The organism is Sulfuriferula plumbiphila (genome assembly GCF_009938015.1).
GTDB classification, from domain to species: Bacteria; Pseudomonadota; Gammaproteobacteria; order Burkholderiales; family Sulfuriferulaceae; genus Sulfuriferula; species Sulfuriferula plumbiphila.
In genome coordinates this window covers 73,690-86,203 of the sequence record NZ_AP021884.1, presented here as the reverse complement: position 1 = coordinate 86,203, position 12,514 = coordinate 73,690, and the positions used below count along the sequence as shown (strand labels likewise).

Below are 12,514 nucleotides of genomic sequence, written 5' to 3'. Positions count from 1 at the left end.
GCCTAGTGCTCCGGCGGCGGCTCAATCCCGCCGGGGCGCTTGTAGCGGTTGTAGCTCCACAGATATTGCGCCGGATACTTGCGGATCAGCGCTTCCAGTGCAGCGTTGAGTTGCGCGGCGGTATGCTCCTTGCTGCCGGTCAGGTCGGCCTTGAGCGGCTCGATGTGGATGCGATAGCCCTGCCCCCTGGGCAGCCGCTCGCCAAACATCAGCAGCGGCACTGCGCCGGTGGACTGGTGCAGGCGCGCGACCAGCGTCGGGGTATAGGCCTGGCGGCCAAAGAAGCTCGCCCACGCGCCTTCGCCCTTGCTTGCCACCTGGTCGGGCAAAATCCCGACCGCTTCACCTTTTTTCAGTGCGGTGAGCAGCGCGCGCACACCTTTGACATCGGTTTTGGCGAGATTGACTTTGCCGCGTCCGCGTCCGGCACGCATGATGCCTTCCAGCCATTGCTGGCGCGGCGGACGGTACAACACCGTCATCGGCAGACGTGCCGCGTAATACAGGCTGACGATCTCGAAGCAGCCCAGATGCGGGGTCATCGCCAGCACGCCCTTGCCCGCACCTACCGCCGCCTCGACGTGTTCCCAGCCCTGGCAGTCTTTCACCAGTTTTAAAGTCTGCTCGTAAGGACGCAGCCAGATCGGAATGATTTCCGCGCCGCCCTTGCCGATTTCCGCTGCGCACTGGCGTAGCAGAGCCTGGTATTCGCTCGCGCCGGCAGCGATGCCGCTGTGCCGCAAATTGTCCGCCAGACGCGTGGCGTAGCGCGCGTTGTAGCGGTACGCCAGGCGTCCGCCCAGCGCACCCGCTGCGTGCCACAAGCGTAGCGGCAGACGGGCGAATAAGCGAAGCAGAAATTGCGTCATGATGGGGAATGGTGTCGGGCAGGACTAAAGTTTGCTACCATCCTCGCCTGTTGCGATTTTGGAATGGTGCCATGAAAGAATTTATTTTTACCTCGGAATCCGTGTCAGAAGGCCATCCGGACAAGGTCGCCGACCAGATTTCCGATGCCGTGCTGGATGCGATTCTAACCCAGGATCGGCACGCGCGTGTAGCCTGCGAGACGCTGGTCACCACCGGGCTGGTGGTCATCGCCGGTGAAATCACCACCCACGCCACCGTTGATTACAACCTGGTGGCGCGCGAGGCGGTCAAGCGCATCGGCTATAACAGCTCGGAAATCGGCTTTGATTATCATACCTGCTCCGTGCTCACCACCTTCGGCAAACAGTCGGCGGACATCGCCCAGGGCGTGAACGAGGGTGAAGGCCTGGATCTCGACCAGGGCGCAGGCGACCAGGGGCTGATGTTCGGCTACGCCTGCGACGAAACGCCGGCGCTGATGCCGTTGCCGATTTACCTGGCGCACCGCCTGATGGAGCGCCAGGCCGAGCTGCGCAAGGATGGCCGCCTGCCGTGGCTGCGCCCGGACGCCAAATCCCAGGTGTCCATCCGCTATGTGGAAGGGGTGCCGCAACACGTGGACACCGTGGTGCTCTCCACCCAGCACGACCCGGACATCTCCCACGCGCAGATTGAAGAAGCCGTGATCGAGGAAATCATCAAGCCGGTGATTTCCGACGACCTGCTCAAGGACGATGTGCGCTATCTGGTCAACCCTACCGGCCGTTTCGTCATCGGCGGCCCGATGGGCGATGCCGGCCTGACCGGCCGCAAGATCATCGTCGACACCTACGGCGGCGCAGCCCCGCACGGCGGCGGCGCATTCTCCGGCAAGGACCCCAGCAAGGTGGATCGCTCCGCTGCCTACGCCGGACGCTATGTGGCAAAGAACATCGTCGCCGCCGGTCTCGCCAGCAAGTGCCTGGTGCAGGTGGCCTATGCCATCGGCGTGGCGCGCCCGGTGTCGCTGATGGTGAATACCTTCGGCACCGGCAAAATCGCCGACGAGAAAATCGCCAGGCTGGTGGAAGCGCACTTCGACCTGCGCCCCAAGGCGATTATCCAGACTCTCAACCTGCTGCGCCCGATCTACACGCGCACCGCCAGTTACGGCCACTTTGGACGCGACGAGCCGGAATTCACCTGGGAGTCCGTCGACAAGGCCGCGGCGCTGCGCGCGGATGCCAGTCTTTAAGCCGTATAGGGAAGATCCGCAAAAATTGCTGCGCATTGCGCGGCCACTGCGGTAGAATTGCCCCCCAGCCTTGAGGAGCGTTGCGACGGGTTTCATCCCGCCAGGCTCAAGGCGTTTCAATTTGAAACGGCGCTCACGTCTTGCTTTTTTGGTCTTTTTACAGAAAGGAGGGCGTGATGAACGCCGTCACCCATTCCAGCAGCACTCCCGATTACATCATTGCCGACCTGTCGCTGGCCGACTGGGGGCGCAAGGAAATCAACATCGCCGAAATCGAAATGCCCGGCCTGATGGCGATCCGCGAGGAATTCGCCGCCAGTCAGCCGCTCCAGGGCGCGCGCATCACCGGCTCGCTGCACATGACCATCCAGACCGCGGTGCTGATCGAAACCCTGCAGGCGCTGGGTGCCGAAGTGCGCTGGGCATCGTGCAACATCTTCTCCACGCAGGACCACGCGGCCGCGGCGATTGCCGCCACTGGCACGCCGGTATTCGCGGTCAAGGGCGAATCGCTGGCCGAATACTGGGACTACACCCACCGCATTTTTGAATGGCCGGATGGCGGTTATTCGAACATGATCCTGGATGACGGCGGTGATGCCACCATGCTGCTGCATCTGGGCACGCGCGCCGAGTCCGACCGCGGCGTGCTGGCCAATCCCGGCAGCGAAGAAGAGCGCGTGCTGTTCGCGGCGATCAAGGCCAGGCTGGCAGTCGATGCTACGTGGTATTCCACGCGCCTGGCGCAGATCAAGGGCGTGACCGAGGAAACCACCACCGGCGTGCATCGCCTGTACCAGATGTTTGAACGCGGCGAGCTGAAATTTCCCGCGATCAACGTCAACGATTCGGTTACCAAGTCCAAATTCGACAACCTCTACGGCTGCCGCGAATCGCTGGTGGACGGCATCAAGCGCGCCACTGACGTGATGATTGCCGGCAAGGTCGCCGTGGTCGCGGGGTATGGCGACGTCGGCAAAGGCTCCGCGCAGGCCTTGCGCGCTTTGTCCGCGCAGGTCTGGGTGACCGAAATCGACCCCATCTGCGCGCTGCAGGCGGCGATGGAAGGCTACCGCGTGGTGACCATGGACTACGCTGCCGACAAGGCAGACATTTTTGTCACCGCCACTGGCAACTACAATGTCATCACCCACGACCACATGGTGAAAATGAAAAACCAGGCCATCGTCTGCAATATCGGCCACTTCGATAACGAGATCGACGTCGCCGGCATCGAAAAATACCAGTGGGAAGAAATCAAGCCGCAGGTGGATCACGTGATTTTCCCCGACGGCAAACGCATCATTCTGCTGGCCAAAGGCCGCCTGGTGAATCTGGGCTGCGCCACCGGTCACCCGTCCTACGTGATGAGCTCGTCCTTCGCCAACCAGACCATCGCCCAGATCGAGCTGTTTACCCGTAGCGCCGACTATCCGATTGGCGTGTACACCCTGCCCAAGCACCTGGACGAAAAAGTGGCGCGCCTGCAGCTGCGAACGCTGAACGTGCAGTTGACCGAACTGACCGAGCAGCAGGCTGCCTACATTGGCGTGGACAAGAACGGCCCGTACAAGGCGGCGCATTACCGTTACTAGGCCGACTAGCCGCGACGGCTGGTACGACGTATACAGGCGAATCGGAGAACGATGATGCGTATATTGTTATTGTGGTTATTGAATGCCGTGGCTTTGCTTGCCGTTGCCTACCTGTTGCCTGCCATCCAGGTGGCGAGTTTTGGCTGGGCACTGGCGGCCGCGCTGGTACTGGGCTTGATCAACAGCGTGGTACGCCCAGTGCTGACCATTTTGACCCTGCCGATTACCTTGCTGACACTGGGCCTGTTTTATTTTGTGCTGAATGGCTTGCTGTTCTGGCTGGCGGGCAGTTTGCTGCCGGGCTTTCGGGTAACCAACTTTGGCGCTGCGTTTGTGGGCGCCATTCTTTACGGCGTGATTGCCTGGGTGCTCGCGGCTTTCATACCCGGCAATAAGGATTAGACTTGAATATGGTCAAGCGCACTTTCAGCTTTGAGTTTTTCCCGCCCAAAACGCCGCAAGGCATAGACAAGCTGCGCGCCACGCGCGACCAGCTGGCCTTGCTTAAGCCCAAGTTTTTCTCGGTGACGTTTGGCGCGGGCGGCTCCACCCGCGATCACTCGCTGGAAACCGTGCTCGACATCCAGCGCGCCGGCTATTCAGCCGCACCGCACCTGTCCTGTATCGGCTCCACCCATGACAATATCCGCGCCATTCTGCAGGAATACCAGACACATGGTATCCGCCACATTGTGGCACTGCGCGGCGACCTGCCCTCGGGTATGGCCAGCACCGGCGAGTTTCGCTACGCCAACGAACTGGTGGAATTCATCCGTAACGAGAGCGGCGACTGGTTCAATATTGAAGTGGCGGCTTACCCGGAATACCATCCGCAAGCCCGCAGCGCGCGCGAAGATCTGCTCAACTTCAAGCGCAAGGTAGAGGCGGGCGCCAATTCCGCGATCACGCAGTATTTTTTCAACGCCGACGCCTATTTCAATTTTGTGGATAAATGCGCCGCACTGGGGGTCGGCCTTCCCATTGTGCCGGGCATCATGCCGATCGGCAATTTCACGCAACTGGCGCGTTTCTCCGACGCCTGCGGCGCGGAGATACCGCGCTGGATGCGCAAGCAGATGGAAGCGTACAGCGACGACATCGAATCCATCCGCGCCTTCGGGCTGGATGTGGTGACCGATTTGTGTGAACGCCTGCTCAAGGCGGGTGCGCCGGGACTGCACTTCTACACCCTGAACCAGGCGGCGCTCACCACCGCCATCTGGCAGCGGCTGGGGTTGTAGCCCGTCAGGCAAAGACGGCCAGAATCACGTTTTTAGTGCCATTCCGGCAAGCCAGCCTTCACTGCCAGCCATAACGGCGCGTATAGAATCCTTTCATCGCCTGGATCAGCAGCACATAGCCGAGCAGGATTACGACCAGGAACGGGAAGTAGGCGAGCGGCAGCGCTTGCAGCTTGAAGTAATGCGCGAACGGCCCCATCGGCACGAGGATCCCGACGACCATGACAGCCATCGTCGTCACCAGCAGCGGCCAGCCAATGCGGCTCTGGATGAACGGGATTTTCTGCGTGCGCAGCATATACACGATCAGCGTCTGCGACAGCAGGCTCTCGATGAACCAGCCCGACTGGAACAGGGTCTGATGTGCTACCGTGCTGGCGCCAAAAATGAACCACATCAGGCCGTAGGTGGCAATGTCGAAGATGGAGCTGACCGGCCCGAAGAACACCATGAAGCGGCTGATATGCTCCGGATTCCAGCGTTGCGGCAGTCTGACCTGGTCCTCGTCAACGTTGTCGAAGGGAATAGCGGTCTGCGAGATGTCATAGAGCAGGTTCAGCACCAGCAGATGCAGCGGCAGCATCGGCAGGAACGGCAGGAAGGCGCTCGCCACCAGCACCGAGAACATGTTGCCGAAGTTCGAGCTGGCAGTCATCTTGATGTACTTGAGCATATTGGCAAAGGTCTTGCGGCCTTCGATCACGCCTTCTTCCAGCACCATCAGGCTCTTTTCCAGCAGGATGATGTCGGCCGCCTCCTTGGCGATGTCCACCGCGGTATCCACCGAAATGCCGATGTCGGCGGCGCGCAGGGCCGGCGCGTCGTTGATGCCATCGCCCATGAAACCCACCACATGACCATTGGCTTTGAGCGCGCGCACGATGCGCTCCTTGTGCGCAGGCGAGAGCTTGGCGAATACATTGTGCTGTTCGACCACGAGCGCCAGCTCGGTATCGCTGATTGCCTCGATCGTACTGCCCAGGATCACGCCTTGCGGCGGCAAGCCGACTTCACGACAGATTTTGGCGGTGACGCGCTCATTGTCACCAGTCAGCACTTTCACGACCACCCCGTGTCCCTGCAGCGCCTTGAGTGCAGGAGCGGTGGATTCCTTGGGGGGATCGAGGAAGGCGATATAGCCCACCAGGACCAGGCCGGATTCGTCCGCCACGCTGTAAACGTTCTGTGTGGGTGGAGTTTCTTTCATTGCTACCGCCACCACGCGCAGGCCCTCTTCATTGAGGGCGGCAGTGAGGCTGTTCACCTGCGCCAACAGTTCAGCAGTAAGCGGCTCAATCGCATCGCCATGCTGCACGCGGCTGCACACACCGAGGATCTCCTCCACCGCACCCTTGCAGATCAACTCGTGATGATCGTCGCGTTCTGACACCACGACAGACATGCGCCGCCGCTGAAAATCAAACGGGATTTCGTCCACCTTGCGGTAGTGCTTTGCGACGTTGAGTTCACGATGCACTTCGGCGTGCTCCAACACCGCTACGTCGAGCAGATTTTTCAAACCGGTCTGATAATAGCTGTTGAGATAGGCATACTCCAGCACCTGATCCGACACCTCGCCAAACACATCGGTGTGGCGTGCCAGAAAAATTTTGTCCTGGGTCAGGGTGCCGGTCTTGTCGGTGCACAGCACGTCCATCGCGCCGAAGTTCTGGATCGCGTCCAGACGTTTGACGATAACTTTCTTGCGCGACAGAATCACCGCGCCCTTGGCCAGGGTGGCGGTGACGATCATCGGCAGCATTTCCGGAGTCAAGCCCACCGCAACCGACAACGCAAACAGGAACGCCTCTACCCAATCGCCCTTGGTAAAGCCGTTAATGAGCAGCACCAGTGGCGTCATCACGAACATGAAGCGGATCAGCAACCAGCTCACCTTGTTCACCCCGGCCTGGAAGGCGGTCGGCGCGCGGTCTGTAGTGGTCACGCGCTCGGCCAGCGCCCCAAAATAAGTGTTGCTGCCGGTAGTGACGACTACGGCTGTTGCCGAACCACTTACCACATTGGTGCCCATGAACAGGATGTTGTCCAGTTCCAGCGGATTGGTGGCCTCCGGGTTGCGCGGGTAGGCGTACTTCTCCACCGGCAGCGATTCACCGGTCATTGCCGCCTGCGCCAGGAACAGGTCTTTGGCGGTCAGCACACGCAGATCGGCGGGGATCATGTCGCCCGCCGACAGCACCACCAGATCACCCGGCACCAGGTGTTTGATCGGCACTTCGACTTTGCGCGGGCCTTTCGGATGCAACACTGCGTTGAAGTATTTGCGCGCGTCCTCGGCGGCATCCTCGGCCGGGTCACGGCGCATCACGGTGGCCGTGTTGCTCACCATCGCCTTCAGCTTGTCCGCCGCCTTGTTGGATTTGGATTCCTGCCAGAAACGCAGCAGCGTAGACAGCACTACCATGGTCGAAATGACGATCGTGGCCTTCATGTCCCCGGTAAGGTAGGAGACCAGCGCGAGAATGGTGAGCAGCAGGTTGAACGGATTGCGATAGCTGTGCCACAGGTGCTGCCACCATGGCATGGGTTTTTCGTGCTCGACCTCATTGGCCCCGACACGCTCGCGGATAGCCTCGGCCTCGTGTTCGCTCAGGCCGTCGGCATGGGAACCAAGGCTGTTCAGCAGCGCATCGGCGTCGCTTTTGGCGGCGCCGGCCAGGGTCTGTGCCAGCGATGCTGGCACCTCTTTGCTCACACCCGTGCCGGTGAGCGCCTCGAGGAGGGCAAGCCGCCGGAAGTGCCGGCTCATGGCGCGGCTGCGAATGAAACCGGCGAAGACCTGTTTCAGAATTGTGAAGTTCATTTTTTTCTTCTTCCATTCAAACGGCTGATTTGAATTAAGCACATTATGCCGCAGCAGGCTGTCCCGCAGCTTACCGCGGCAATTGCAGTCCAATGGAGAACGATGTGGCGGGTTCCAGGCCATACGCCACCGCGTCAACGAATTGACACCAGGCAGTAAGCCGCGCGTTATAGCAAGTAAGATAATGCGAAGTGATGCGTGAAAGGCGCCAGTCAGAGGCTGACCGGTGTTTGACACCGCTTCTCGCTCCCGGCGAGATAGCGGCAGAGGATGTTCTGCGGATTATCTAACCGGGAGAGTACCAGTTACACACTGGCTACAACTATCGCCTGAACATGTACCCACAAAGGAACCCCGCTATTACATAACAGCGCGCATGTTAGCCCAAGATTATGGGCTTGGAAAGTTACTTTTTTGTGTCGGTCAGCACTGTTCCCAGGGCAAGCCTTCACTGCGCCAGCCGGCAAGGCTGCCGCGATGATGGTGCTCGTCGAGCGGACCTTCGAAGCCGTGCAGCACATTGTACACTTCGGAGTAGCCATGCTGTTCGAGGAACAGGCCGGCTTCGGCGGAACGGTTGCCGCTGCGACAGATCAGCACCAGTGGGCGGTTCACCGAGGTGGCGCGGCGCACCTGGGCGAGAAAGTGCGGGTTCACTTCCCAGTCCGGGAATTCGTTCCAGGGGATGTGGATGCTGTCGCGCGGATGACCAACGAACAGGAACTCCATTTCCGAGCGCACATCAATGAACACCGCGTCGGGATGGTTTTGCAGGAAGGTGTGTGCTTCTTTCGGGGTAAGGTGCTGCATGATGCGACTCCTTGGAGTGAAGGGTGCTAAAACATGGAACAGGATTAACAGGAATATCCCCTTAAACACGGATTTCGTTTTGTTCCTGTCAATCCTGAGAAATTCTGTCAATCCTGTCCATGCCGTTCCTGAGGCTGCGTCAGCAGCATTGGCTTAAGCCCCTGATTCCCCGTATCATAACCGCCTTTCCGCCGCACCGTACACCGTCATGACCACGCGCACCGATTTGCTCCTCGCCGCCCTCAAAAATCGCATCCTGATCCTGGATGGCGCCATGGGCACCATGATCCAGAGTTACAAGCTGGAGGAGGCGGATTATCGCGGTGTGCGTTTCGCCGATTTCACCCACGACCTGAAGGGCAACAACGACCTGCTGGTGCTCACCCAGCCGCACATCATCCGCGCCATTCACGCGGCCTACCTGGAGGCGGGCGCGGATATCCTGGAGACCAACAGCTTCAACGCCACATCCATTTCGATGGCGGATTACCACATGCAAGACCTGGTGTACGAGCTCAACGTCGAGGCGGCCAGGCTGGCGCGCAGTGCAGCGGATGAATACTCGGCCAAAACGCCCGACAAGCCGCGCTTCGTCGCCGGCATTCTGGGACCCACCAGCCGTACTGCCAGCATGTCGCCGGACGTGAACGACCCCGCCTATCGCAACGTCAGCTTTGACGAGCTGGTCATCGCTTACACTGAAGCAACGCGTGGCCTGGTGGATGGCGGCGCCGACATCCTGATGGTGGAAACCATTTTCGACACGCTCAACGCCAAGGCCGCGTTGTTTGCGGTTGAAAAATATTTCGATGCGCACGGGCTGCGTTTGCCCGTCATGATTTCCGGCACGATTACCGATGCTTCGGGGCGCACCCTGTCCGGCCAGACCACTGAGGCGTTCCTGAATTCTGTGCGCCATGTGCGGCCATTGTCCATCGGCCTCAACTGCGCGCTGGGTGCGAGCGAACTGCGCCAGTATGTCGAGGAATTGTCCAACAAGGCGGATTGTTTCGTCTCCGCCCACCCCAATGCCGGGCTGCCCAACGCGTTTGGCGAATACGACGAATCACCCGCAGCAATGACCGCGCAAATCCGCCAATGGGCACAAGCCGGAATGCTCAATATCGTCGGCGGCTGCTGCGGCACCACGCCTGCGCATATCCGGGCAATGCGCGAGGCGGTGGAAGTTTATCCGCCGCGCGTCATCCCCGTCATCGAGAAAAAGCTGCGCATATCCGGACTGGAGCCGTTCAATCTCGGCGCCGGCGACCTGTTCGTCAATGTCGGCGAGCGCACCAACGTCACCGGCTCCAAGATGTTCGCGCGCCTGATCATCAACGGCCAGTATGACGAGGCGCTGGCGGTGGCGCGCAGCCAGGTGGAAGCCGGCGCGCAGATCATCGACATCAACATGGACGAGGGTATGCTCGACGCGGAAGCGGCGATGGTGCGCTTCCTCAACCTGATCGCTTCGGAGCCCGATATTGCACGGGTGCCGATCATGATCGACTCGAGCAAATGGTCGGTGATCGAGGCGGGTTTGAAATGCGTGCAGGGCAAGTCCATCGTCAACTCGATCTCGATGAAGGAAGGCGAGGCCGAGTTCATCGAGCGCGCCAAACTGTGCCGGCGCTATGGCGCGGCGGTGATCGTGATGGCGTTCGATGAAGTGGGGCAGGCCGACACCCAGGCACGCAAGGTGGAAATCTGCACTCGCGCTTACAAGATACTCACCGAACAGCTCGATTTTCCGCCTGAAGACATCATTTTCGATCCCAATATCTTCGCCGTCGCCACCGGCATCGAAGAGCACAACAACTACGCAGTGGACTTCATCGAAGCCACCCGCGAAATCAAACGCACATTGCCTTATGCCAAGATCTCGGGCGGCGTGTCCAACGTGTCGTTCTCGTTTCGCGGCAACGAGCCGGTGCGCGAGGCGATCCATACCGTGTTCCTCTATCACGCCATCCAGGCCGGCATGGACATGGGTATCGTCAACGCCGGACAGCTGGGTGTATATGACGCCATTCCCGCCGATTTGCGCGAGCGCGTCGAGGATGTGATTCTGAACCGCCGTCCCGATGCCACTGAACGCATGGTGGCGTTTGCCGACAGTGTGAAAGGCTCGGCCCAGGAGCAGGTGGAAGATCTGTCCTGGCGTGAAGCGCCGGTCGGCGAGCGCCTTACCCACGCGCTGGTGAAGGGCATCACCACTTACATCATCGAGGACACCGAACAGGCCCGCCGGCAGGCCGCGCGTCCGATCCACGTCATCGAAGGCGCGCTGATGGACGGCATGAACGTGGTCGGCGACCTGTTCGGCGCCGGCAAGATGTTCCTGCCGCAGGTGGTGAAATCCGCCCGCGTGATGAAGCAGGCGGTGGCGCACCTGATCCCTTACATCGAAGAAGAAAAGACACTCAGCGGTGTGGCCGCCGAGGCCAAGGGCAAGATTATCATGGCCACGGTAAAGGGCGACGTGCACGACATCGGCAAGAACATCGTCGGCGTGGTGCTGGCGTGCAACAACTACGACGTGGTGGACCTGGGCGTGATGGTACCCGCCGCCAGGATCCTGCAAGCCGCGCTCGACGAAAAAGCCGACATCATCGGCCTGTCCGGGCTGATCACCCCTTCGCTGGAGGAAATGGCCCACGTTGCCAAAGAGATGGAGCGCCTCGGCCTGAAGCTGCCGCTATTGATCGGCGGCGCCACCACTTCGCTGGCCCACACCGCGGTTAAAATCGAGCCCAACTACAGCGGCGCCACCGTGTATGTGAAAGACGCCTCGCGCGCAGTCGGCGTGTGTACGCAGCTGCTCTCGCCGGAGCTGCGCGATGCCTACATGGCCGAGGTCAAGGCTGATTACATCCGCATCCGCGAAAGCCACAAGGGCAAGCGCGCCCAGTCCAGGCGCGCCACGCTGGCGCAGGCGCGCGCCAACGCACTGGTCACCGACTGGAACGCCTACACGCCACCGGTTCCCAGACAGCCAGGCCTGCACGTGTTCCGGCAATACCCGCTGGCGGAAATCGCCCGCTATATCGACTGGACGCCGTTCTTCCAGACCTGGGAACTGCATGGCCGCCATCCGAAAATCCTGCACGATGAAGTGGTGGGTGAAGAAGCACGCAAGCTCTACGCCGACGCCCAGGCCATGCTCAAACGCATCATCGAAGAAAACTGGCTGGAGGCGGCGGGCGTGATCGGCCTGTTCCCCGCCAACAGCGTGGGCGACGACATCGAAATCTACACCGACGAATCGCGCACCCAAGTGGCGATGACCTACCATGCCCTGCGCCAGCAGATGGAAAAGCCGCCCGGCCGCCCGAACATGTGCCTGGCCGACTTCATCGCGCCCAAGGATTCCGGCGTGAAAGATTACATCGGCGGCTTCGCCGTCACCGCCGGGCTCAACATGGACGGGCGTGTGGCCGCGTACGAAAAAGACCTCGACGACTACAACGCCATTCTGCTCAAAGCCCTGGCAGACCGCTTTGCCGAGGCTTTCGCCGAGTGCATGCACGCCCGCGTGCGGCGCGAATTCTGGGGCTACGCCGCTGACGAAACCCTCAGCGACGAAGAGCTGATCGATGAAAAATATCGCGGTATTCGTCCCGCGCCAGGATATCCAGCGTGCCCCGAGCACAGCGAAAAAGCGCCGTTGTTCGAGCTGCTGCATGCCACCGAAAACACCGGTATGCAACTGACCGAAAGCTTCGCCATGCTGCCCGCCTCGAGCGTGTCCGGGTTCTATTTCTCCCATCCGGAATCCAGCTACTTCGCCGTCGCTAAGATAGACCGTGACCAGCTCGAGGATTATGCGCAGCGCAAGGGCTGGGATATTGCCACCGCCGAGCGCTGGCTGGCGCCCAACCTGGGCTACGATGGCGAGGTATAAAGGCAGCTGCTTTTCCTCAACCTGGAAAAAACGATT

The 12,514-nt window shown here is 60.5% G+C and carries 8 protein-coding genes and 1 riboswitch; of the genes, 5 read left to right on the top strand and 3 right to left on the bottom strand.

The features are described from left to right. Positions 1 to 2 precede the first annotated feature (2 nt). Complete coding sequence (locus GZH91_RS00405) at positions 3 to 869, bottom strand: lysophospholipid acyltransferase family protein (protein WP_147069666.1); 867 nt, start codon at positions 867 to 869, stop codon at positions 3 to 5. A gap of 71 nt (positions 870 to 940) precedes the next feature. Between GZH91_RS00405 and metK the strand changes: the two genes are divergently transcribed. The 4 genes from metK (at position 941) to metF (ending at position 4,940) form a co-directional block, all read left to right on the top strand. Beyond that, complete coding sequence (gene metK, locus GZH91_RS00400) at positions 941 to 2,104, top strand: methionine adenosyltransferase (RefSeq protein WP_147069664.1); 1,164 nt, start codon at positions 941 to 943, stop codon at positions 2,102 to 2,104. Between the two features lie 66 nt (positions 2,105 to 2,170). Further along, positions 2,171 to 2,246, top strand: a riboswitch (S-adenosyl-L-homocysteine riboswitch). A 34-nt stretch (positions 2,247 to 2,280) separates the two neighbouring features. Beyond that, entirely contained in the window at positions 2,281 to 3,699 is a 1,419-nt protein-coding gene (ahcY, locus tag GZH91_RS00395; RefSeq protein ID WP_147069662.1) for an adenosylhomocysteinase, read from the top strand. Between the two features lie 54 nt (positions 3,700 to 3,753). Next, positions 3,754 to 4,101 (top strand): phage holin family protein, encoded by a 348-nt coding sequence (locus tag GZH91_RS00390; RefSeq protein ID WP_147069914.1) that lies wholly within the window; start codon positions 3,754 to 3,756, stop codon positions 4,099 to 4,101. 8 nt (positions 4,102 to 4,109) lie between these two features. Further along, a complete protein-coding gene (gene metF / locus GZH91_RS00385; RefSeq protein ID WP_147069912.1) occupies positions 4,110 to 4,940 on the top strand; it encodes a methylenetetrahydrofolate reductase [NAD(P)H] in 831 nt (276 codons plus the stop codon). Positions 4,941 to 4,998: 58 nt separating this feature from the next. Here metF and mgtA read toward each other — a convergent pair whose 3' ends face one another. Next, positions 4,999 to 7,764, bottom strand: a complete 2,766-nt coding sequence (mgtA, locus tag GZH91_RS00380) for a magnesium-translocating P-type ATPase (RefSeq protein WP_147069660.1) — start codon at positions 7,762 to 7,764, stop codon at positions 4,999 to 5,001. Between the two features lie 423 nt (positions 7,765 to 8,187). Further along, positions 8,188 to 8,574, bottom strand: a complete 387-nt coding sequence (locus GZH91_RS00375; protein WP_147069658.1) for a rhodanese-like domain-containing protein — start codon at positions 8,572 to 8,574, stop codon at positions 8,188 to 8,190. 208 nt (positions 8,575 to 8,782) lie between these two features. On the opposite strand from GZH91_RS00375, the gene metH reads away from it, so the two are divergent. Continuing rightward, the gene (gene metH / locus GZH91_RS00370) at positions 8,783 to 12,478 is read left to right on the top strand and encodes a methionine synthase (RefSeq protein WP_147069656.1); all 3,696 of its coding nucleotides are present in this window, start codon (positions 8,783 to 8,785) and stop codon (positions 12,476 to 12,478) included. The last annotated feature ends 36 nt before the right edge of the window (positions 12,479 to 12,514 follow it).